This window comes from Pseudomonas sp. BNK-45 (genome assembly GCF_047456255.1).
Taxonomy (GTDB): Bacteria; Pseudomonadota; Gammaproteobacteria; order Pseudomonadales; family Pseudomonadaceae; genus Aquipseudomonas.
Genome location: NZ_CP179909.1, coordinates 1,803,053 through 1,825,326, shown reverse-complemented (window position 1 = coordinate 1,825,326; position 22,274 = coordinate 1,803,053). Strand labels below are relative to the sequence as shown.

Genomic DNA, 22,274 nt, shown 5'->3' with positions numbered 1-22,274 from the left:
CAACACCGTAACCCAAAGTGATCGAACCGACAAAACCGGTGCCCGCCCTGCCCCGACCATTAAAGCGTCATCAGTTCAAGGCTTTGCGATTGAAGTCGCGCAAACGGAAGCCCAGCAGGGCCAGCATGCCGAAATAGGCCACCACGCCAGCCACCACCAGAACCCCCAGACGCAGGAAACGCGCAAGCATAAGCCCCTGATCCCAGGCCGGCATGAAGTGCAGCAACCCCAGAAGCACACCGGACATGACCGCCACAGCCACCAGCAACTTCAGCGCAAAGCGCCCCCAGCCCGGCTGCGGCTGGAACATCTGCTGCTTGCGCAGCTGATAAAACAAAAGGCCCGCGTTGATACAGGCTCCAGCACTGATGGCCAGGGCCAGGCCGGCATGCTTCAAGGGGCCGATAAACGCCAGGTTGAGCAACTGGGTGACGACCAGGGTGAAAATGGCGATTTTCACCGGCGTACGGATGTTCTGCTGCGCATAAAAGCCCGGCGCCAGCACCTTGATCACGATGATCCCCAGTAAACCCACGGCATAAGCCACCAGCGCACGCTGGGTCATGGAGGCATCAAAGGCGCTGAACTCGCCATATTGGAACAGCGAGACCGTCAGCGGCTCGGCCAGTATGCCCAGGGCCAGGGAGCACGGCAGCACCAGGATGAAACACAGGCGCAACCCCCAATCGAGGATCCGCGAGTACTCATGACGATCCTTGCTGGCGTAGGTCTTGGCCAGGGTCGGCAGCAGAATGGTCCCCAAGGCGACCCCCAGCACGCCGGACGGCAGCTCCATGAGCCGGTCGGCGTAATACATCCAGGACACGGAGCCGGCCACCAGGAACGAGGCAAAGATGGTGTTGATGATCAGCGAGATCTGACTGACGGACACCCCGAGAATCGCCGGCAGCATCTGTTTCATCACTCGCCAGACACCGGTGTCCCGCAGATTCAGGCGTGGCAGCACCAGCATGCCGATCTTCTTCAGGTGCGGCAGTTGGTAGAGCAGTTGCGCCAGGCCACCGGCCAGTACCGCCCAACCCAGCGCCATCACGGGCGGATCGAAATACGGGGTCAGGAACAGCGCGAAGATGATCATGCTGACATTGAGCAGCGTCGGCACGAAGGCCGGCACCGAGAAGCGATTCCAGGTATTGAGAATCGCCCCGGCCAGCGAGGACAGCGAAATCAGCAATATATAAGGAAAGGTCACCCGCAGCAGATCGGAGGTCAGGGCGAATTTTTCCGGCGAATCGACGAAACCCGGCGCCGTGGCCCAGATCACCCAGGGCGCGGCAATGATGCCCAGGGCCGTGACCAGCGCCAGGACCAGGGTCAGCAACCCCGAGACATAGGCAATAAAGGTGCGGGTCGCCTCCTCGCCCTGCTGACTCTTGTACTCCGCGAGGATCGGTACGAAGGCCTGGGAAAAGGCGCCCTCGGCAAAGATCCGTCGCAGCAGGTTGGGCAGTTTGAAGGCGATGAAGAAAGCATCCGTCGCCATCCCGGCGCCGAAGGTGCGCGCGATGATGGTATCGCGGACAAACCCCAGCACCCGGGAAAGCATCGTGATAGAGCTGACCGCGGCCAATGACTTGAGCAGGTTCATGAAAAGGTTGTTTGCCTGTAGATAAACAGCAGGCGAAAAGACGCCCACTTATGCGATACTCCGCGCCGCAACAGCACAGAGCCAAAGCTCGCGAGTTTACAGGTCAAGCGCCGGAAATAAATATCCCGCCTCTTCAGATCGACCACTCAGCGGAACGTATCACCCGCCCTTGACAAGACTTCAACTCATCGGCATGATTCGCGGCCTATTTTGTTTGCTATTTCCCAAAAAGTCTTTCGAGGAGCTCGACGGTGGCCAACACACCTTCCGCCAAAAAACGTGCAAAACAGGCTGAGAAGCGTCGCAGCCACAACGCCAGCCTGCGTTCCATGGTTCGTACCTACATCAAGAACGTAGTTAAGGCCATCGACGCCAAAGACGCCGCTAAAGCGCAAGCTGCTTATGTTCTGGCCGTGCCAGTTATCGACCGCATGGCCGATAAGGGCATCATCCACAAGAACAAAGCTGCTCGCCATAAAGGTCGTCTGAATGGCCACATCAAGGCTCTGAACCTTGCTGCTGCAGCCTAAGCGACGCGCTTGTTAAAAAACCGACCCAAGGGTCGGTTTTTTATTGCCTGCCATTTATCACCTCGACCAGCCAGCCCCACCCGGAGCCGGCCCGCCAAGATTCAATATTTCACTGATGCGGCCAAGGCAGGATAGGAATCGCCGTCACCGCATTCTGCGGACTGCCCTCGATCACCCGATCGCTGTAGACCAGGTACACCAGGGTGTTGCGCTTCTTGTCGAGAAAACGCACCACTTGCATGGTCTTGAACACCAGGGAAGTACGCTCCTTGAAGACCTCCTCACCATCCTTGAGCTCACCCTTGAACGCGATCGGCCCCACCTGACGACAAGCGATGGACGCCTCGGCACGATCCTCCGCCAAACCCAGGCCACCCTTGAGGCCACCGGTCTTGGCTCGCGACAGATAGCACGTCACACCGTCCACCTTGGGATCATCGAAGGCCTCGACCACGATGCGATCGTTCGGCCCGACAAACTTGAACACCGTGGACACCTGACCAATTTCCTCGGCCGAAGCCATGAACGGCATCGCCAAGAGCAAGCCCAACAATCCTTTTGCTACGCGCATTCGCTTTTCCTTAGATCGCTTACACCAGAATCAGGTTGTCGCGGTGAACCAGTTCCGGTTCAGCCATGTAACCCAGGACACCCACAATTGCATCAGAAGGCTGACCGATGATCTTCTGCGCCTCAAGCGCACTATAGTTGGCCAGGCCACGGGCGATCTCACGACCGTCGGGCGCCACGCAAACCACCATTTCGCCACGCCGGAAACCGCCCTGGACCTGCTTGACCCCAACCGGCAACAAGCTCTTGTTGCCCTGAGCGAGCGCCGACACCGCCCCTTCATCCAGCACCAGGGTGCCACGGGTCTGCAGATGCCCGGCCAGCCACTGCTTGCGAGCCGCCAGCATGCCGCGCTCCGGTGACAACAAGGTACCTATGCGCTCGCCGGCCTTGAGGCGATCCAGCACCCGCTCCAGACGCCCACCCACAATGATGGTGTGCGCACCGGAACGCGCCGCCAGCCGCGCCGCCCGCAACTTGGTCTGCATGCCGCCACGCCCCAGGGCGCCGCCGGTACCTCCAGCCACGGCGTCCAGCGCCGGATCATCGGCGCGCGCCTCGTAAATCAACTGAGCATCGGGATTGCTGCGCGGATCGGCATCGAACATGCCATCGCGATCCGTGAGAATCACCAGCAGATCAGCCTCCACCAGGTTGGCAACCAGCGCCGCCAGGGTATCGTTGTCGCCAAAGCGGATTTCATCGGTGACCACGGTGTCGTTTTCATTGATCACCGGAATCACCTTGAGCTCCACCAGCGCCCGCAGGGTACTGCGCGCATTGAGGTAACGCTTGCGATCCGACAGATCGTCATGGGTCAGCAGAATCTGCGCGGTATGCCGGCCATGCTCGGCAAAACTCGATTCCCAGGCCTGCACCAACCCCATCTGGCCAATGGCAGCGGCCGCCTGCAACTCATGCATCGCACTCGGTCGTGCGGTCCAGCCCAGGCGGCTCATCCCGGCCGCCACAGCGCCCGAGGAAACCAATACCAACTCGACGCCGGCCTCATGCAAGGCCACCATCTGCTCGACCCATACACCCATTGCAGCGCGATCCAGCCCCTTGCCGTCCGCCGTCAGCAGCGCGCTACCGATCTTCACGACCCAGCGTTGCGCACCCGTCACCTTGCTCCGCATCTTATTCAACCTTTGCCAGCGAGCGGCGCGACCGAGCGCCACTCATGGGGTTATTCGTATTCACAGCTTGCAGATACCAAAACGCCGCTCGAATGAGCGGCGCCTTGAGAGCTGGCTGGCAGCGATGATAACACCGCGCCAGGCCAGATAAACCGTCTTCGCGGGCCAGCCCGCGACGACAGGATCAGTCGCGGACGTAGATGATTTCCGGACCGTCCTCGTCATCCACATCCTCTTCATCCCAATCATCGTCACCGATGTCGTGGACGCTCTTGACGCCACTGCGACGCAGAGCACGCTGGTCATCCAGCGCCTGCAACTGGGCGCGCGCCTCGTCTTCGATACGCTGATCCAGCTCGGCCAGCTCGTCGGCGTAGGCCGGGTCGGCCGCCAGGCGATCAGCGCGATCCTCCAGGTAACGCATGATGTCGCGACTCAGACGCTCGGTGCCATCCTTGGAAATGGCCGAGATCACGTAGACAGGGCCAGTCCACTGCAGGCGATCGACGATCTCCTTGACGCGCTCCTCACGCTCCTCCTCAAGAATCTGGTCGCTCTTGTTCAGCACCAGCCAGCGCTCGCGTTCGGCCAGGGACGGGCTGAACTTGACCAGCTCATTGACGATCACCTCCGCCGCATCCGCCGGACTGCTTTCATCCAGCGGCGCCATGTCCACCAGGTGCAGCAGGATGCGCGTGCGCGCCAAGTGCTTGAGGAAGCGAATCCCCAGGCCCGCGCCATCGGAAGCCCCTTCGATCAAACCCGGAATATCGGCAATGACGAAGCTCTTCCAGCGATCGACACTGACCACGCCCAGGTTCGGCACCAGCGTGGTGAACGGATAATCGGCCACCTTCGGCTTGGCCGCGGAAACCGAGCGAATAAAGGTACTTTTTCCGGCATTCGGCAAACCCAGCAGACCGACGTCCGCCAGCACCTTCAGCTCCAGCTTGAGATCGCGCTGCTCACCCGGCTTGCCCGGAGTGGTCTGGCGCGGCGCACGGTTGGTACTGGACTTGAACCGGGTGTTACCCAGACCGTGCCAGCCACCCTGCACCACCATCAGGCGCTGACCGGCCTTGGTCAGGTCACCAATGACCTCCTGGGTGCCAGCATCGATGATGGTGGTGCCGACCGGAACCCGCAGCTCCAGATCCTCACCCTTCTTGCCGGTGCAGTCGGTGCTGCCACCATTGGAGCCACGCTCGGCATCGAAATGCCGGGTGTAACGGTAGTCCACCAGGGTGTTGAGGTTTTCGTCGGCGACCATATAGATCGAGCCGCCGTCACCACCATCACCGCCGTTGGGACCACCGTTCTCGATGAATTTTTCCCGACGGAAACTCATGCAGCCATTGCCGCCGTCGCCAGCTTTTACTCGGATCGAAACTTCATCAACAAACTTCATGATCAAACGCCTCTCGCCGCACGGGCGAGCTGAAGAAACCAAGACATAAGACTCTTGCAAAAATGAGCGCAGCGACCTCAATCAACGACCGAAACATCCAACGCTGCCAGCTCGTACAAACAGTTTTGCAAGAGACTCATCCCACAAACGAAAAAGCCCCGTCGCGAGACAGGGCTTTTCCAGCGATCGCGCAATTAAGCCGCGACAACGCTCACGTAACGACGACCGAAGGCGCCTTTTACTTCGAACTTGATCACGCCTTCGATTTTCGCGAACAGGGTGTGATCTTTACCCATGCCAACGCCGTAGCCAGCGTGGAATTGGGTGCCGCGCTGACGCACGATGATGTTGCCGGCCTTGATGACCTGGCCGCCATACATCTTCACGCCAAGGCGTTTGGCTTCTGAGTCGCGACCGTTACGGGTACTACCACCAGCTTTTTTGTGTGCCATGAGTTCAATTCTCCTAGTGAGGAATTAGGCTGAAATTAAGCCTGAATACCGGTGATTTTGATCTCGGTGAACCACTGGCGGTGGCCCATACGCTTCATGTGGTGCTTACGGCGACGGAACTTGATGATGCGGACTTTATCGTGACGACCTTGGGAGATCACTTCAGCCTTGACGGTTGCGCCAGCAACAACAGGTGCGCCGATGTTCACGTCGTCGCCGTTGGCGACCAACAGAACGCGGTCAAAAGTCACGGATTCGCCAGTGGCGACTTCCAGTTTTTCGATCTTCAGGTATTCACCTTCAGCGACCTTGTATTGCTTACCGCCGGTAACGATTACTGCGTACATGGTATTTCTCCGATAATCCTGCTCACCCAGCTCTTTATAAGAAGAGGTATTGGCTGGCATGGCTGCATGGGGCTGGAACGGCCCAAGTGCAATTGCGTAAGGCAGGTGCTGCCCAGGAAGTTCAGGGTGCGCGATTGTACGCAAGGCACAATAGCGATGCAAGTGCCGTTCAGGCGGCGCCAAGCACCGCCGGAGCGCGCCTTGACACCTGCGGACGCGGGTCCTAGCATGCCGCGCAACCCTTCTGGAGCACCTGTCGCTGATGCAACCCCAAGCTTTCTACCGCGCGGTGGCGGACGATTTTAGCGCCGTCGACGGCATCATCAAGAAACAGTTGACTTCCCGAGTACCGCTGGTTTCGAAAATCGGCGACTACATCACCTCGGCCGGAGGCAAGCGCCTGCGCCCGCTGTTGGTGTTGCTATGTGGCAAGGCCCTGGGCCGCGAAGGCGATGACCTGCGCCTGCTGGCCGCCACCATCGAGTTCCTGCACACCGCCACCCTGCTGCATGACGATGTGGTCGACATGTCCGGCATGCGCCGTGGCCGCTCCACCGCCAACGCCATGTGGGGCAATGCTCCCAGCGTGCTGGTGGGCGATTTCCTGTACTCGCGCTCCTTCGAGATGATGGTCGAACTGGGCTCGATGCCGGTCATGCGCATTCTGTCCCAGGCCACGCGGATCATCGCCGAAGGCGAAGTGCTGCAACTGTCCAAGGTGCGTGACGCCAGCACCACCGAAGAAACCTATATGGAAGTCATCCGCGGCAAGACCGCGATGCTCTTCGAAGCCTCGACCCACAGCGCCGCCGCCCTCGCCGGTGCGACGCCGGAACAGTCCGAAGCCCTGCGCACCTTTGGCGATCACCTGGGCGTGGCCTTCCAACTGGTGGACGACCTGCTGGACTACCGTGGCGATGCCGAAACCCTGGGCAAGAACGTCGGTGACGACCTGGCGGAGGGCAAACCGACCCTGCCGCTGATCTACACCATGCGCGAAGGCACCCCGGAACAGGCTGCCCTGGTGCGCCAGGCCATCCAGAAAGGCGGTATCGAGGACCTGGAAAGCATCCGTGCAGCGGTTGAGGCGTCGGGCTCCCTGGACTACACCGCACAGCTGGCTCGCGACTACGTGGCTCGCGCCATTACTTGCCTGGAAGCCCTGCCACCCAGCGAATACCGCGACGCTCTGGTGGAACTGAGCGAATTCGCCGTCGCCCGCACCCACTAAAGTGCACCGGCTCCTGCCTATGCGCAGGAGCCGGCGCAACTTCCCAGCGCCCCCTCCCCGACAAAACCCTATACAATGTGCGCTTTTTAGCCATCCTGACTTTGAGGAGCTTAAGTGAGCACTTTGCCACCCTGCCCAAAATGCAATTCCGAATACACCTACGAGGACGGCACCCAGCTGATCTGCCCCGAGTGCGCCCACGAGTGGTCCGCCAGCGGCGAAGCCGAAGCCGCCTCCGATGAAGCCGTGAAGAAAGATTCGGTGGGCAACGTGCTGCAAGACGGCGACACCATCACCGTGATCAAGGACCTCAAGGTCAAGGGCACCTCCCTGGTGGTCAAGGTTGGCACCAAGGTCAAGAACATCCGCCTGTGCGATGGCGACCACGACATCGACTGCAAGATCGACGGCATCGGCCCGATGAAGCTCAAATCCGAGTTCGTCCGCAAGGTCTGACGCCTACCCCCTCTCGCGCCTGCCGCGAGAGGGTTTCCCACCTATCCCCCCGCCATGCTTGATCCATACACCTGCTAGCGAAAAGCCAGCCGATTTGATCGAAAACAATTTCCACACAGAAAAAAGCAGAAACCGCCAATAGGTACTTGCTATTCATTGAATAAGAATTATTCTCATTGAACCCCATTCAAGGAGATGACACCCATGACTTATTTGATTGATGCCTGGCTGGACCGCCCACACCCCTACCTGCGAATCCTGCATCGGGAAACCGGGGAAGTCTGTGCTGTGCTGGAAGAGGAAGCCCTGAGCGAGCTGCAGGACCAGGGAGATCTGGACCTGAACGGTTTGAGCTCCAGCGAGCCGCTGGTACTCAAGGAGTTGGTGCGCAACCTGTTTTTGTTCTGCTACGCCAGAGCCTTGCGGCCAACCGGCGCCGATGGCCAGAGCCTGGGCGCAAAAATCCGTCTATGAAACCAGAACCGAGAAAGGGGCAAGCTGGCCGAGGATGAACGGACCGCGCGTGCGCGGCCGTCATTGCCAGCCATCTGGCCCCTACACGGGTTACAGAACGTCCAGCAGCTCGACGTCGAACACCAGAACGCTGTGCGGCGGGATGCTGCCCACGCCTTGTGCGCCGTAAGCCAGTTCGCTCGGCACGTACAGACGCCATTTGCTACCGGCGTTCATCAGTTGCAGCGCTTCGGTCCAGCCGGCGATCACGCCACCTACCGGGAATTCGGCAGGCTGGCCGCGCTCGTAGGAGCTGTCGAACACGGTGCCGTCGATCAGGGTGCCGTGATAGTGGGTACGCACGCTGTCTTCACGGGATGGCTTGGCGCCGTCGCCCTGGGTCAGCACTTCAAATTGCAGACCGGAAGCCAGGGTGGTGATGCCTTCACGCTTGGCGTTTTCCGCCAGGAAAGCCAGGCCGGCACCAGCAGCCGCTTCAGCCTTGGCAGCCGCTTCGGCCTGCATGATTTCGCGAATTACCTTGAAGCTGGCGGACATCTCTTCCTGACCCACACGGCTTGGCTTACCGGCGAATGCGTCGGTCAGACCCGCCAGGATTGCGTCCAGGCTCACACCCGGTGGCGGGTTGTCGCGCAGCTGGTCACCCAGCTGACGGCCAATACCGTAGCTGACGCGGGTTTCGTCGGTGGACAGATTTACTTCGGACATGACACTGCTCCGCTGTGCGGACGGCTCAGGGAAGGCCGCAGAAACACAGGGCCTCCCGGAGCGCCCGGAATCAAAAGGGCGAGCAGACTAGCACAGAAGTTCGGCGATAATCAGCGCAACCCCGCCATTACCAGGCGGAGCGCATAGTGATCGGTACCTTCAGGCTTTCTTCGGCACTGGCGGACAAACCGCACATCTCATCGTGCACCGAAGTGTGAATCAGGTTGAAAGGCAACTTGGGAAAGGACTGCAATACCTCACGGGCATGCTCTACCGAACGCAGATGAAACATCTGTCCCTGGGCGTCGCTGAGCGGGTAAGCAGCCCCGTGCATGCGCGCCTCGAGCAGATAGATCCCGCCTTCCAGGGAGATCAGGTTCAATTCATCGACTTTTCCGGCGATGGCGTAGGCATTCATTTCCTGCAGGTTCATAAGCGCACCTCGTGCATTGGAAACCCCCGACGCCTACATGGATATTCCTCGGTCAAGAAAAGCACAAGCCACAAACAACACCGCCCGTCCGTTTTGCAACGCACGGGCGGCCGCTATTGATCCAGCAGGAGCAATCAGTGCTTGGTCAGCTTGTCCAGGTAACCCATGGCAAAGGCCGAGATCACGAAGGTCATGTGAATCACCACGTACCACAGCAGGTACTCGGTCGGAGTGTTCTTGGCGTCCATGAACACCCGCAACAGGTGAATCGAGGAGATCGCCACGATGGAAGCCGCCACCTTCATCTTCAGCGACGAAGAATCCATCTTGCCCAGCCAGCTGAGCTTTTCCTTGTCTTCATCGATGTCCAGCTGCGATACGAAGTTCTCATAGCCGGAGATCATCACCATCACCAGCAGACCGCCCACCAGCGCCATGTCGATCAACGACAGCAGGACCAGGATCAGGTCCGACTCAGCCATCGAAAATACATTGGGAATGACGTGGAAGACTTCCTGGAAGAACTTCAATGCCAACGCCAGCAGGCCCAGGGACAAACCGAAGTAGATCGGCGCCAGCAGCCAGCGTGAGGCATACATTGCATTTTCGATAAAACGTTCCATTAAATCTCGCACCCGGAGTAAAAAACGGCGGCGAGTATATCAGCGCGCCAAATGCCCATAAACCACAGGCAATCCCCGTTTCTACGGGTTTTTCCGCACGTTTTTTCTGCTAGTGTCGAACCGTTCCTACCACTCACCGACATTGGACAGGAAGACTGGAAAATGGATTTGCGATTGCCTTTGACAAGCATCGGCCTTGGCCTGGTTCTGCTGATCAGCGGCGGCTGTTCACCCAGCGACGAACACAAGCAGGCCAGCCTCGAAGAGAGAACCAGGCAGTTCGAAGCCTCCCTGGACGCTATCCAGGATCCCAAGCTCAAAGAAGCCATCAGCGATCTCGGGGGCTCGCTGCTGCTTCTGGAGCGCGCGCAAGGCAAGCTTGCCAGCAAGCCGATCGACACCGAATACGGCGAGGACAGCCTGGCCCTGCTCAAGCATTACCCCACGCCACAAGCCTTGGTGGATACCTACGTCAATGGCCTGTTCGTGTTGCGCAAGCCTTCCAGCTCGGACTACCTGACCGACCTGCAACCGGTGTTTCCGTTCAGCTTCGACCTGTCCGCGCAGTTCCCCTTTCCCCACGGCCTGGAGTGGCAGTCGGTCACCCTGAGCAACAAGAAAGTCGTCCCCTTCCAACCTGAATGGTCGGAGACCGATCCGGGGATTCAACTGAGCCCGTCAAGCTCCAACCTGACCAACCCGGACGACCTGACCGTAACCTACCCCTTTATCGAGGGCCTGGAGGTCGACAACAAGAACCAGCCGCAACCCGTCTCCCTGCTGGGCAAGCTTGAAGTGATCGCCCCCAGTCGCGTACTCACCTTCGAGCTGACCAAGGCCGATATCGGCAAGCCGCGCCAAGACGGCAATATCCGCCTGACCCTGCTGTCGCTGGAGAAAAACGTCGCCGAAATCGAACTGAACAACAGCAGCCCGCTCCCCGAAGAGGCCAACGACACCTCGCTCAACCCGCTGTTGACACAAGCCCGGGACAGCACCGGTCAAATCCTCTCCCGCTCCGGCTCGATCAACGAGAGCGCGGCACAAATTGCCTTTTACCAACAGCAACTGGCCGAGATGCAGAAGCAGAAAAGCTGGAGCGACGACTTCGAGAAACAACTGGAGAACGAACAGAAGGCCTTCGAGCAACAACACACCAATCATTACGCCAAGGTGTATTTCAACGGCGTGGTGGACAAGCTCGAGGTGGCGGTGCTCGACTTCGCTCAGGCCAGCGTCACACGCAAGGACCTGGACCTGCCGGTGCATCGTTTCGACCGCAGCACCACCGACAAGAACGTCCAGCCGCTGCCCATGCCGGTGGTGGTCTATGACGATCAGGCGGCCAACTACCTCAAGGGCGCTCAGCTCGACGAGGAAACACTGAAGAAATCCGTGACCATCAGCCAATCGGTGGAGGATGCCAGCGCAATGCGCATTGAGTTCAGCCACCCACGGACCTTCAATGACGAACTGCTGGGCTCGGAGTTCAGCACCGGCGATACACCCCTGACCTTCTTCACCCAGAACGACAAGGGCCAGCGTGGCGAACCGATCGAGCTGCCCGACGAGGCCTTCGAGATCGACCCGCTGCGCGGCGTCATCACCTACGACCTCAACTTGTTCCCGGAAACCCCGGCTTACGCCGTGGGTTCCATTCCACTGTTCCTGGCCAGCATCAAGAAGGACAGCATCAGCACCCGGCAGTTGCCCAAAGGGCTCGAACTCAAGGGCAATGCCCTGATCGTGGACCAGAAGCTCTTCCCCGCGGACGCCTGGCGCTTTTATGCCAAGGACGACAGCGGCCAGTACCTGAAGGAGATTCTCGCGACCAGCCACACCGCGTCGGCCGACGGTCCGGCACTGTTCGACGTGCACTACTTCTACGGCCAGCCCAGCCAGTTGGAGACCTATACCCGCAGCGATCTCGAAACCGTGGAATACGGCTTCGAGGTCAAGCTGGAGAAAAGCGAGTCGACACCACCGGCTTCCTGAGGATCAGGGCTCGGGCTGGAACTAGAAGTCGCCAGCGCTGCGTCCCCGTTCGCCATTGATCTGACGCAACTGGGCCTGGAGGTGCAGGCACCAGATCTGCGGATCGTCGGCCAGTTGATAGCCGTGGGTGGTCAGGCTTTCAACGATCGAGTCGAGAATCGATTCGGCAACCACGGGGCCACAGAACGGTCCCTGGGACTTGATCGCCGAGGGTTGTTCACCGGCCATTCCGGCGGCGAAGAGAAGAGTCCACATACCGTTGTCCCCCGCCAGTGGGCGGACGCTGCATTCGATACGGGTAACCAGGCCAAGGCATTGGCGGGTGAGACAAAGGTTGCGCGACATGGCGGCGACCCTCGGTAGAACCACTGTTCAGCCTTCAATTGAGGGCTGTTTCGATCCAGCGACGACTGTCGTTCTCCTTGCCCTGAGAATAGAAGAAAAGCCTGATAAACAAAGTTGAGCGATCCAACAGGCGCCGAATGGTCTATTTTGTCAAATTGACGTCAGACTCCCGACGCCGACAGCGAGGGACACTGCCCTCGCCATCGACAGCCATCACGCAGGCTTGGTTTCGCTCAGCGCCTCTTGCGCCAACTCCTTTTCCGCCTCCTTGAGGTCTTCCTCACTGATCATCTCGGCGATGACCCGCAGGCGCTCCACAACCCGCGCATTGACGCTGCCTTCGGGGAACTGCCCTTCGGCATCCGGCTCACCGGCCGGCTCACCCACCAGCAGGCTCAGGGCCTCGTCGGCCTGACGCACCGCGTACACATGGAACTGCCCGGCACGCACTGCCTGCAGCACTTTCTCGTCGAGCATCAGGGTGGCCACGTTGGCCTGGGGAATGATCGCCCCCTGCTCTCCGGTCAGACCGCGAGCCTCGCACAGCCGGAAGAAACCTTCGATCTTCTCGTTGACCCCACCCACCGCCTGCACTTCGCCGAACTGGTTGATCGAGCCGGTGATGGCGAAACACTGCTTGAGCGGAGTTTTCGACAGCGCCGAAATCAAGGTGCAGGCCTCTCCCAGGGAAGCACTGTCACCGTCCACGTAACCGTAGGACTGCTCCAGGGCAATGCTGGCGGAAATCGCCAGGGGGAACTCCTGGGCATAGCGACTGCCCAGGTAACCGGTCAGGATCATCACCCCCTTGGAGTGAATCGGCTGGCCCAGATTGACCTCACGCTCGATGTCGACAATGCCGCTGCCGCCGGGATACACCGTCGCGGAAATCCGCGCCGGCACCCCGAACGCCGAGTCGCCGACTTCCAGCACCGTCAGGCCGTTGCACTTGCCCACGGCCGCGCCGTCGGTGTCGATCAGGATGATCCCGGCCAGCATGTCGTCGAGAATCCGCGCCGACACCCGACCGGTACGCGTGGCCTTGGCTTTCAGTGCCCGTTCGATGTGCCCGGCGTCGGTCATTTCGTCCGAGGCCAGGTGACGGATGAAGTCGGCCTCGCTGACCAGCTGGAACAGATCGCCGATCCGCGCCGAAAGGCGCCCCTGGTGTTCCGCCAGACGCGCACTGTAGGTGGCCAGCCGCGCCACGGCATCGGCCGTCAGCGGCGCCATGCCCTCCTCCGAGGTGCGGGTTTTGAGCAGTTGGGCGAATTGCTCCAGGCTCTCGTCCACCATCGGAATGTCTTCGTCGAAATCCACCAGTACCCGGAACATCTCCTGGAAGTCCGGGTCCAGGTCCTGCAGCGTGTAATACAGCTGGCGGGCACCGATGATGATGACCTTGACCTGCAACGGGATCATCTGCGGCGTCAGGGTGACGGTGGCCAGGCGGCCCATCTCGCCCAGAGGCGATTCCATCTTCAGCTTGCGCGACTGCAGGGCACGCTTGAGGGCGTCCCAGACAAAGGGCTCGCTGAGCATCTTCTCGGCTTCCAGGATCAGGAAGCCGCCATTGGCCCGATGCAAGGCACCGGGGCGCAATTGTCGGTAGGTGGTGTAGAGCGCGCCCTGATCGGTGCTGTACTCGATCCGGCCGAACAGGTTGTCGTAGGTCGGGTGAGGCTCGAACACCACCGGCGCGCCACCACTGGCCGGGTGACCCACCACCAGGCTCGGGCAGTACTGCTCTTCCAGCAGCTTGCGCGCCACCGCGTCGGTCTTGCTGTCGTCCACCAACTGCTCGACCACCGTCTTCAACAGATAGACCTGCATCGCCTGCAGGTATCCACAGACCGCGGCGTTTTCCGCGTACTTCTCGGACAACGGCGCGAGCAAGGGCTGCAAGGCCAGGGTGATGGTTTCCTCATTGAGCTGGCGCAGCTGGTTGCTCGACTCGCGCTTCCATTGCGGCAGGCTCGCCAGCTCTTCGTTAAGACGCTCTTCCAGCGCGGAAATGTCCTCGTGGAAGCGCTCGCGATCAGCCTCCGGCAACTGAGCGAACTCGGCCTCGTCCAGGGCCTTGCCATCGAACATCGGGGTAAAGGCGATGTTGCTGCTGTCGCGATACAGCGCCACGTCCTTTTCCAGTGCCAGGCGCTCGATCACATCCAGGGCACGGTCATAACGCTGGTTGAAGGCACGGTCGATGGCGCTCTTCTTCTGCTGATAGGACGGATGCTCGAAAACCGCCGGGAAGGTCGCCAGCAGGTTGTCGATCAGGCCGTTGATATCGCTGATGAAGTTGCCGGCGGCACCGGCGGGCAACTCCAGCGCCCTGGGCTCCCTGGGCTCGTCGAAATTGTTGACGTAGACCCAGTCGGACGGGGTCTGCAGGCGTTTGCCTTCGGCTTTCAGGTAGCGCTTGACGAAGGAGAAGCGGCCGGTGCCCGGCTCGCCCATGACAAACACGTTGTAACCGGGGCGCGGCATGGCCACGCCAAACTGCAAGGCTTCGACCGCACGTTCCTGGCCAAGCACACCGCGAAAGGGCTCCAAATCATTGGTGGTCGAGAAGCTGAACTGTTCAGCAGAGAAAGGGCGGGTCAGCGCTTCAGGCGCGAGACGCAGGCTGGCAGCAACAGGATCAGGCATCGGGCTTCCTTACATCAGGCGGGGCAGATGGCGGCATTCTGGCGCCGGGTATGCCCGGCTGGCAAGGCGCGCCTCAGGGGAAAGCATAGACAAGCCGGATACTGTCCCCCGCGACAAATAAAACCTGCTGTTTCCGACACTGTTTGTAAAAAATCACGGAACCCGGGGAACCTGCCTAAACTCCAAACTGCGCGGCTGGATAGATAACCGGCCCACTGGTGCCCCCACGGGCCAGTCTCCCCCGTCCATTGGTATGCACACAAAGAGAACAACGCTATGAAACGGATTCTTCTCGGTACTCTTTTCACCGCTGTATCCCTCAACGCCATGGCTCAAGCGCCCGGTGGTCCGGATTGCGGCTGGGGCAACATGCTGTTCCAAGGCCAGCGTGGCACTCCGGCGCACTTCCTGGCCTCCACCACCAACGGCACCTCCGGCAACGCCACCTTTGGCATGACCTCCGGCACCAACGGTTGCTCCACCAACGCATCGCTGACCTATGGCGGCAAATCCTGGTTCGCCATGAACGGCATGATGAACGAGCTCTCCGAAGACATGGCCAAGGGTCAAGGCGAAGCCCTGACCACCTATGCCGTAGTCCTCGGCGTGGCACCTGAAGACCGTGCGCATTTCGCCGCGGTCACCCACGAACACTTCCAACAGATCTTCAGCAAGGCTGACGTGACCGCGGAAGATGTGCACACCAATACCCTGGCCGTGTTGAAGAACGATGCGCGCCTGGCGAAATACGCCACTCCCGCTTAAGCTCGACCCGCCCGCTTCCTCCGGGGAGCGGGTTTTATTTTCCGGACCTTGCCCATCTTGGGTCTTTGTATTTCCGACTTAAGTTGCCCACCATGCTCAAACGCCTTGCCTACCTGGCGCTCTGTGTCTGCGCCCCGCTGTATGCCGCGCCCCAGATCGACCCTCAACGTTTGCAGCAACTGGCCCATGACCCCTTCTGGATTTCCATAGGTCATTACGAAACCGCCAAGCTCGGTGGCTGGCGCAGTTACGTCAGCGACCCGAAGTTCTTCCTGGCGGCCGACGGTGCCCATCATCCCGATGCCGAGCTGGCCGCGACCCTGAAAGCCCTCTATGCCCCGGCCGACGCCGGTGACCGGCATGCCCAGTGCGTCTACCCGTCCCGCACCCGCTGGCTCAAGGCACAACTGGGCCTGAACGATTTGCCGCGGGTGGACTGCGCCGAATTCACCCAGTGGTTCAAGGACGTCTCGCCCCACAGCACGGTGATGATCTTTCCGGCCGCGTACCTGAACAGCCCCTCGTCGATGTTCGGCCACACCCTGCTGCGCATCGACCAGGCCGATGTGCAGAGCAACCACACCGCCCTGCTCAGCTACGCGATCAACTTCGGCGCCTACATCGAAGGCTCCGACAACAGCATTCTGTACGCCTGGAAAGGCCTGATGGGCGGCTACCCCGGGCTGTTCGCCCTGGTGCCCTACCAGGAAAAGCTCTCGGAATACCGCAGCCTGGAAAACCGCGACCTGTGGGAATACCGACTGAACCTGACCCAAGCCGAAACCGAACGCATGGTGGAACACGTCTGGGAACTCAAGCAGATCAAGTTCGACTACTTCTTCTTCGACGAGAACTGCTCCTACCGCCTGCTGGAGCTGCTGCAGGTGGCTCGCCCCAGCCTGCGCCTGACTGGCCAGTTCCCCCTGACGGCCATTCCCACCGACACGGTCAAGGCCGTCAAGGACGCCGGCCTGGTGGAGCGGATCGACTATCGCCCCTCCCGGGAACGCGAGCTGCTCAGCCGCGCCCAGCCCCTGAGCCACGCCGAACAGCAGTGGGTACTCAAGGTCAGCGCCGATCAGAAACAATTGCAGACAGGCGAATTCAAGGCCCTGCCCCGGGATCGCCAGGCCTTGATCGTCGATGCCGCCTACCGCCTCGAACGCTATCGGGCCAACGGCCTGGAGCGTGATGCCGAGCGTTCCCAGCGCAGCTTCGAACTGCTGCGGGCGATCAACCAGAACCCGGCGCCCGAGCTGCAGATCCAACGGCCGGGCCTGCCGGAAGACGGCCACCAGTCCCGCACCTGGCAACTGGGCGTCGGCACCCGGGACGACCGGACCTTCGCCGAATACGGCCTGCGCATGGCCTACCACGACCTGAACGACAACGCCGAAGGCTTTCCCCTGGGGGCGCAGATCGAGATCCTGCAGATGAAACTGCGCCAGTACGAAGGCAACCACTGGCAGCTGCAGCAGCTGGACCTGGCCACCATCCGCTCCCTGACCCCGCGCAACGAGCTGCTGCAGCCCTGGTCCTGGCAGGTCACCGGCGGCCTGGAGCGGGTGCCGGGCAAGCACGACGATGAAACCCTGGTCAGCCATGTCAACGGTGGTGCCGGTGGCACCTGGCAGTTGGGCGAAGACACGCTGGGCTTTGTCCTGGGCACCGTGCGGGTCGAGCACAACGCCGATTTCGCCGGTTTCATCGCCCCGGCGGCAGGCTTCAACTCCGGACTGCTGTGGAAAAACCCGCTGGGCAATTTCAGCCTCGAAGCCAAGGGCGACTACTTCACAAACGGCGAGGTGCGTCGCAGCCTGAGCCTCAACCAGCAGTGGGAACTGTCGCGCAACCTCGGCCTGCGCTTGAGCGCGCAACGGGAATTCAGCCAACTGGCGACTCCGGTGAACGAAGTGACGCTCGAACTCAAGTGGTATCACTATTAAGAGCAGCCGCAAGCTTCAAGCGGTTCGCGACAAGGTTTTCACGCCTCGCCGACAATTGCCCTTCTAGACTTCACTCAGGTGAAGCCCGGGAGTTTCTGGATGTGGCGCTATGGTTGGGCTGTGCTGGCGCTGGCCCTGATCGGTGGTTGTGAGTCGAACTACGAGTATTTGCTCAAGCAAGGCTATCCGCCGGCCTTTGTCGACGGCTTCGACGCGGGCTGCGTCAGTGGACGCCAGGCAGCGGGGTCGATACGCGGGGAGTTCCGCAAGGACGTGCCGCGCTACCTCAAGGACCCGCAATACGCCGAAGGCTGGGACGACGGTTTCCGCCAATGCCAGGCGATGCTGGAGAATCAGGACCGCAACGACTATCGAACGCGGCACTGGGACGAGCGGGAACGGGCCTGGCAACAGGAAAAGGACCGCGACGCGGCCCGGGCCTATCGCTCGCAGTAGGTCGCTTTCAGGCAACCGCCCGGCCTAAAAGCCTGCAACCATGGCCTCCCCTCCACTCAAGGAGAACATCATGAGCCGCGCTTTCGTCAATGAAGATCAGGCCGCTGCCCAGGCCGAGCAGCCCGTGGAGCGCCAGATCAGCGCCCAGCCCAACTACGTCACGCCCCAGGGCTTTGCCGAATTGCAGGCCAGAGTCGCCCTGCTGCACAGCCAGCACACCGAGCAAAATGACCTGGGGGACGCCGCCGACAAGCAGCGGGTGGCCGAACTTGAGCGCGACTTGCGTTATTTCACCCAGCGCCTGCACAGCGCCCAGGTGGTGACGGCAGCCACTTCGACCGACAAGGTCCAGATCGGCAGCCGCGTGACCTTCGTCGATGAACAGGATCATCAGCAAAGCGTGCAACTGGTCGGGGAGGATCAAGCCGATGCGGCTCGGGGTCTGATCAACTGGGCCTCGCCCCTGGGTCGTGCCCTGCTGGGGGCACAACCCGGTGACGAGGTGCTGTGGCAACGGCCGGCGGGCAATCAGTTGATCGAGATCATCCGTATCGAACCGGCCTGAGACGCCTCAGACCACGCCCTGGGCCAGCATGGCATCGGCCACCTTGACGAAGCCGGCGATGTTCGCGCCCTTGACGTAGTTAATCCGGCCATTTTCTTCGCCGTAATGCACGCAGGCATGGTGGATCGACTGCATGATGGCGTGCAGCTTGCTGTCCACTTCACCGGCGGTCCACAGCAGGCGCATGGCGTTCTGCGACATCTCCAGGCCGCTCACCGCCACGCCACCGGCGTTGGAGGCCTTGCCCGGGGCAAACAGGATGCCCGCGTCGATAAAGATATCCACAGCCTCCAGCGTGGTCGGCATGTTGGCGCCTTCGGCGACACAGGTGCAGCCGTTGCGCAGCAGGGCATGAGCAGCCTCGGCGTCCAGTTCGTTCTGCGTGGCGCAAGGCAGGGCGATATCGCAGGCCAGGTCCCACGGGGTCTTGCCGGCGCGGAACTCCAGGCCGAAGCGGGCCGCCAGCTCGCTGATCCGCCCACGCTGCACGTTCTTCAGTTCCAGCACCGCCAGCCACTGCTCCTCGCTCAGGCCGGACTCGCAATACAGGGTGCCTTCGGAGTCGGACAGGGAGATCACCTTGCCCCCCAGGTCCATGACCTTGCGGGCCGCGTACTGGGCGACGTTGCCGGAACCGGAGATCGCCACTCGCTTGCCTTCGACCCGGTCACCGCGACGCTTGAGCATTTCCTCGGCGAAGTACACACAGCCGAACCCCGTGGCTTCCGGACGAATCAGGCTGCCGCCGTAGCTGATGCCCTTGCCGGTCAGCACCGAAGTGAACTGGTTGCTCAGGCGCTTGTACTGGCCAAAGAGAAAGCCGATCTCCCGGGCGCCAACGCCGATGTCGCCTGCCGGCACGTCCACATCGGCGCCGATATGCCGATACAGCTCGGTCATGAAGGCCTGGCAGAAGCGCATGACCTCGGCATCGCTCTTGCCTTTGGGGTTGAAGTCCGAGCCGCCCTTGCCGCCGCCCATGGGCAGGGAGGTCAGAGAGTTTTTGAAGGTCTGCTCGAAGGCGAGGAATTTCAGCACCCCCATGTTGACCGACGGATGGAAGCGCAAACCGCCCTTGTAGGGGCCGATGGCGCTGTTCATCTGGATGCGGAAGCCGCGGTTGACCCTGACCTTGCCTTGATCGTCGACCCAGGACACACGAAACACCACGGTGCGTTCCGGCTCGCAGATGCGCTCGAGAATGCCGGAGCTCAGGTAGTGCGGATTGGCTTCGAGAAATGGCCAGAGGCTGCGCAGAACCTCTTCCACCGCCTGGTGAAACTCGGGCTGGTCCGGGTCGCGCTTTTTCAGGCGGGCGAGGAAGTCTTCGACGGATTCGATCATGGGAAGTCTCGGCAAATTTATTGTCGTTAAGGGGAGATTTGCCCGGGACTTTATCAATTCAACTCGCACCGCGACAGCGCAAAATGTCGCAGATATGAATTTAAATGGTGCATTAGATATAAATGACGACGATTTTCAGGGGTTTTGTGCACGGATTTGGTGGCACAAATTCCAAGGCCTGCACGTTTTTGGGGAGCCGCAGAAAACCCTTCACCGACCAGTCGACGCACAGCGCAACGGCCGTTTTTTGTAGGGGCCGGTTTGCCGACGAACAAAAAAAACGGAGCCCGAAGGCTCCGTTTGTTTCAAGCAGCAAGCCGGTCAGGCCAGCTTCTTGTGCCGCACACGGTGCGGTTGCGCTGCGGCTTCGCCCAGGCGCTTCTTGCGATCGGCTTCGTACTCGGTGTAGTTGCCTTCGAAGAACACCGCTTGGGAATCGTCTTCGTAAGCCAGGATGTGAGTGGCCACCCGGTCCAGGAACCACCGGTCGTGGGAGATCACAATGGCGGCGCCCGGGAAGTCCAGCAGGGCTTCCTCCAGGGAACGCAGGGTTTCAACGTCAAGGTCGTTGGACGGTTCGTCGAGCAGCAGGACGTTGCCGCCCTCTTTCAGGGTCAGGGCCAGGTGCAGACGGCCACGCTCACCACCGGAGAGGTCCTTGACGAACTTCTGCTGGTCGCCGCCCTTGAAGTTGAAACGGCCGACGTAGGTGCGCGACGGGATCTCGTAGTTGCCGATGCGGATCTGGTCGGACCCGTCGGAAATCTGCTGGAACACGGTCTTGCTGCCGTCCAGGTCCTCGCGGCTCTGGTCCACGCAGGCGAGCTGCACGGTTTCGCCGATCTCGATGCTGCCCGAATCCGGGGTTTCCTTGCCCATGATCATGCGGAACAGGGTCGACTTACCGGCACCGTTGCCGCCGATCACGCCGACGATGGCGCCTTTGGGCATGGAGAACGACAGGTTGTCGATCAGGACGCGATCGCCATAGCCCTTGGTGACGTTCTTGAACTCGATGACCTTGTCACCCAGGCGCGGACCGGCCGGGATGTAGATCTCGTTGGTTTCGCTGCGCTTCTGGAATTCCTGGGACTGCATTTCCTCGAAGCGTTGCAGACGTGCCTTGGATTTCGACTGGCGGGCCTTGGCGCCTTTGCGCACCCATTCCAGCTCTTCCTTCATGGCCTTCTCATGGGCCGACTGCTGCTTGGATTCCTGGGCCAGACGCGCGGACTTGGCTTCCAGCCAACCCGAGTAGTTGCCCTCGTATGGAATACCCGCGCCGCGGTCGAGTTCGAGAATCCAGCCGGCGACGTTGTCGAGGAAGTAACGGTCGTGCGTGATCGCGACCACGGTGCCCGGGAAGTCGTGGAGGAAATGCTCCAGCCAGGCCACCGAGTCGGCGTCCAGGTGGTTGGTCGGTTCGTCCAGCAGCAGCATGTCGGGGGCCGACAGCAGCAGGCGGCACAGGGCCACGCGACGCTTCTCACCACCGGACAGGTGCTCGACCTTGGCATCCCAGGCCGGCAGGCGCAGGGCGTCGGCAGCCACTTCCAGCTGGCGCTCCAGGTTATGGCCATCGCTGGCTTGCAGGATGGCTTCCAGCTTGGCCTGTTCGGCGGCCAGCTTGTCGAAGTCGGCATCCGGCTCGGCGTAGGCGGCGTAGACTTCGTCCAGGCGTGCCTGGGCGTCCTTGATCACGCTCACCGCTTCCTCGACCACTTCACGCACGGTCTTGGTTGGATCCAGCTGTGGTTCCTGAGGCAGGTAGCCGATGTTCAGGTCCGGCATCGGACGGGCTTCACCTTCGAACTCGGTGTCGACGCCGGCCATGATTTTCAGCAGTGTGGACTTGCCCGAACCGTTGAGGCCCAACACGCCGATCTTGGCGCCGGGGAAAAAAGACAGGGAGATGTTTTTCAGGATTTCCCGCTTCGGCGGAACAACTTTGCCCAGCCGATGCATGGTGAAGACGTATTGAGCCATGGTGAACCTAGCGTCAGTGACTGATGAATAGAACGGGCCGGGCCCGGGCCAGGCCATGCGCAGCGCCGGCATTGACCATGATCAATACCGGCGGGCGGAAAAAGCCTGATTGTCTGGAGCTGGAACGCTCCCGCGTAACCGGCAAAACTACCTCAATGCACGATCCAGGTCCAGCCAAGCGGGACTGGCACTTTGCCACAACTCAAGGCATGCTAGCCGCCCTTCGGGCGTCCGGCTTAT

At 60.9% G+C, this 22,274-nt stretch carries 23 protein-coding genes; 10 read left to right on the top strand and 13 right to left on the bottom strand.

Annotated elements, in window-relative coordinates:
- Positions 1-70: 70 nt before the first annotated feature.
- Complete coding sequence (gene murJ, locus ACMGG8_RS08435; RefSeq protein WP_060841166.1) at positions 71-1,609, bottom strand: murein biosynthesis integral membrane protein MurJ; 1,539 nt, start codon at positions 1,607-1,609, stop codon at positions 71-73.
- A gap of 251 nt (positions 1,610-1,860) precedes the next feature.
- Between murJ and rpsT the strand changes: the two genes are divergently transcribed.
- Positions 1,861-2,139, top strand: a complete 279-nt coding sequence (gene rpsT / locus ACMGG8_RS08430) for a 30S ribosomal protein S20 (RefSeq protein WP_016967023.1) — start codon at positions 1,861-1,863, stop codon at positions 2,137-2,139.
- Between the two features lie 109 nt (positions 2,140-2,248).
- On the opposite strand, the gene ACMGG8_RS08425 is transcribed toward rpsT, so the two are convergent.
- The 5 genes from ACMGG8_RS08425 to rplU all read right to left on the bottom strand — a co-directional run bounded on the left by ACMGG8_RS08425 (position 2,249) and on the right by rplU (position 6,055).
- Positions 2,249-2,710 (bottom strand): CreA family protein, encoded by a 462-nt coding sequence (locus ACMGG8_RS08425; RefSeq protein WP_060841167.1) that lies wholly within the window; start codon positions 2,708-2,710, stop codon positions 2,249-2,251.
- Between the two features lie 19 nt (positions 2,711-2,729).
- Complete coding sequence (gene proB / locus ACMGG8_RS08420) at positions 2,730-3,848, bottom strand: glutamate 5-kinase (protein WP_060841168.1); 1,119 nt, start codon at positions 3,846-3,848, stop codon at positions 2,730-2,732.
- 184 nt (positions 3,849-4,032) lie between these two features.
- A complete protein-coding gene (gene cgtA, locus ACMGG8_RS08415) occupies positions 4,033-5,256 on the bottom strand; it encodes an Obg family GTPase CgtA (RefSeq protein ID WP_016967026.1) in 1,224 nt (407 codons plus the stop codon).
- 194 nt (positions 5,257-5,450) lie between these two features.
- Positions 5,451-5,708: a 50S ribosomal protein L27 gene (rpmA, locus tag ACMGG8_RS08410; protein ID WP_003228360.1), complete on the bottom strand. Its 258-nt coding sequence runs from the start codon at positions 5,706-5,708 to the stop codon at positions 5,451-5,453.
- 35 nt (positions 5,709-5,743) lie between these two features.
- Positions 5,744-6,055, bottom strand: coding sequence for a 50S ribosomal protein L21 (gene rplU / locus ACMGG8_RS08405; protein ID WP_003228361.1), 312 nt, complete (start codon positions 6,053-6,055; stop codon positions 5,744-5,746).
- Between the two features lie 262 nt (positions 6,056-6,317).
- Between rplU and ACMGG8_RS08400 the strand changes: the two genes are divergently transcribed.
- From ACMGG8_RS08400 to ACMGG8_RS08390, 3 genes are all read left to right on the top strand, one after another.
- Positions 6,318-7,286: a polyprenyl synthetase family protein gene (locus tag ACMGG8_RS08400; RefSeq protein ID WP_060841169.1), complete on the top strand. Its 969-nt coding sequence runs from the start codon at positions 6,318-6,320 to the stop codon at positions 7,284-7,286.
- A gap of 114 nt (positions 7,287-7,400) precedes the next feature.
- On the top strand, positions 7,401-7,742 hold the full coding sequence (locus ACMGG8_RS08395; RefSeq protein ID WP_016967028.1) for a zinc ribbon domain-containing protein YjdM: 342 nt from the start codon (positions 7,401-7,403) through the stop codon (positions 7,740-7,742).
- A 204-nt stretch (positions 7,743-7,946) separates the two neighbouring features.
- Positions 7,947-8,216 (top strand): hypothetical protein, encoded by a 270-nt coding sequence (locus ACMGG8_RS08390; protein WP_016967029.1) that lies wholly within the window; start codon positions 7,947-7,949, stop codon positions 8,214-8,216.
- Positions 8,217-8,306: 90 nt separating this feature from the next.
- Here ACMGG8_RS08390 and ACMGG8_RS08385 read toward each other — a convergent pair whose 3' ends face one another.
- From ACMGG8_RS08385 to ACMGG8_RS08375, 3 genes are all read right to left on the bottom strand, one after another.
- Positions 8,307-8,924, bottom strand: a complete 618-nt coding sequence (locus ACMGG8_RS08385; protein WP_044465159.1) for an FKBP-type peptidyl-prolyl cis-trans isomerase — start codon at positions 8,922-8,924, stop codon at positions 8,307-8,309.
- Positions 8,925-9,051: 127 nt separating this feature from the next.
- Positions 9,052-9,357, bottom strand: a complete 306-nt coding sequence (locus ACMGG8_RS08380; RefSeq protein WP_060841170.1) for a DUF6482 family protein — start codon at positions 9,355-9,357, stop codon at positions 9,052-9,054.
- Positions 9,358-9,491: 134 nt separating this feature from the next.
- Entirely contained in the window at positions 9,492-9,980 is a 489-nt protein-coding gene (locus ACMGG8_RS08375; RefSeq protein WP_015637095.1) for a TIGR00645 family protein, read from the bottom strand.
- Positions 9,981-10,142: 162 nt separating this feature from the next.
- Between ACMGG8_RS08375 and ACMGG8_RS08370 the strand changes: the two genes are divergently transcribed.
- Positions 10,143-11,975: a hypothetical protein gene (locus tag ACMGG8_RS08370; RefSeq protein ID WP_060844677.1), complete on the top strand. Its 1,833-nt coding sequence runs from the start codon at positions 10,143-10,145 to the stop codon at positions 11,973-11,975.
- A gap of 21 nt (positions 11,976-11,996) precedes the next feature.
- Here ACMGG8_RS08370 and ACMGG8_RS08365 read toward each other — a convergent pair whose 3' ends face one another.
- Positions 11,997-12,320, bottom strand: coding sequence for a hypothetical protein (locus tag ACMGG8_RS08365; protein ID WP_060841172.1), 324 nt, complete (start codon positions 12,318-12,320; stop codon positions 11,997-11,999).
- Between the two features lie 213 nt (positions 12,321-12,533).
- Positions 12,534-14,972 carry a Lon protease family protein gene (locus tag ACMGG8_RS08360; protein ID WP_060841173.1) on the bottom strand — a complete coding sequence of 813 codons (2,439 nt, stop codon included), beginning with the start codon at positions 14,970-14,972 and terminating at the stop codon, positions 12,534-12,536.
- Positions 14,973-15,248: 276 nt separating this feature from the next.
- On the opposite strand from ACMGG8_RS08360, the gene ACMGG8_RS08355 reads away from it, so the two are divergent.
- The 4 genes from ACMGG8_RS08355 (at position 15,249) to ACMGG8_RS08340 (ending at position 18,704) form a co-directional block, all read left to right on the top strand.
- The gene (locus tag ACMGG8_RS08355) at positions 15,249-15,737 is read left to right on the top strand and encodes a DUF3015 domain-containing protein (protein ID WP_016967017.1); all 489 of its coding nucleotides are present in this window, start codon (positions 15,249-15,251) and stop codon (positions 15,735-15,737) included.
- A gap of 92 nt (positions 15,738-15,829) precedes the next feature.
- The gene (locus tag ACMGG8_RS08350; protein WP_414159440.1) at positions 15,830-17,683 is read left to right on the top strand and encodes a DUF4105 domain-containing protein; all 1,854 of its coding nucleotides are present in this window, start codon (positions 15,830-15,832) and stop codon (positions 17,681-17,683) included.
- Between the two features lie 99 nt (positions 17,684-17,782).
- Positions 17,783-18,139, top strand: coding sequence for a hypothetical protein (locus ACMGG8_RS08345; RefSeq protein ID WP_414159439.1), 357 nt, complete (start codon positions 17,783-17,785; stop codon positions 18,137-18,139).
- A gap of 70 nt (positions 18,140-18,209) precedes the next feature.
- Positions 18,210-18,704 (top strand): GreA/GreB family elongation factor, encoded by a 495-nt coding sequence (locus ACMGG8_RS08340; RefSeq protein ID WP_060841176.1) that lies wholly within the window; start codon positions 18,210-18,212, stop codon positions 18,702-18,704.
- Positions 18,705-18,710: 6 nt separating this feature from the next.
- Here the strand turns inward: ACMGG8_RS08340 and gdhA are convergent, their stop codons facing one another.
- Positions 18,711-20,048 carry an NADP-specific glutamate dehydrogenase gene (gene gdhA, locus ACMGG8_RS08335; protein WP_060844679.1) on the bottom strand — a complete coding sequence of 446 codons (1,338 nt, stop codon included), beginning with the start codon at positions 20,046-20,048 and terminating at the stop codon, positions 18,711-18,713.
- On the opposite strand from gdhA, the gene ACMGG8_RS08330 reads away from it, so the two are divergent.
- Entirely contained in the window at positions 20,047-20,301 is a 255-nt protein-coding gene (locus ACMGG8_RS08330) for a hypothetical protein (RefSeq protein ID WP_129406527.1), read from the top strand. The two genes, gdhA and ACMGG8_RS08330, sit on opposite strands and share 2 nt — an antisense overlap.
- Before the next feature lie 68 nt (positions 20,302-20,369).
- Here the strand turns inward: ACMGG8_RS08330 and ettA are convergent, their stop codons facing one another.
- Positions 20,370-22,034, bottom strand: coding sequence for an energy-dependent translational throttle protein EttA (gene ettA, locus ACMGG8_RS08325; protein ID WP_016967012.1), 1,665 nt, complete (start codon positions 22,032-22,034; stop codon positions 20,370-20,372).
- Positions 22,035-22,274 lie beyond the last annotated feature (240 nt).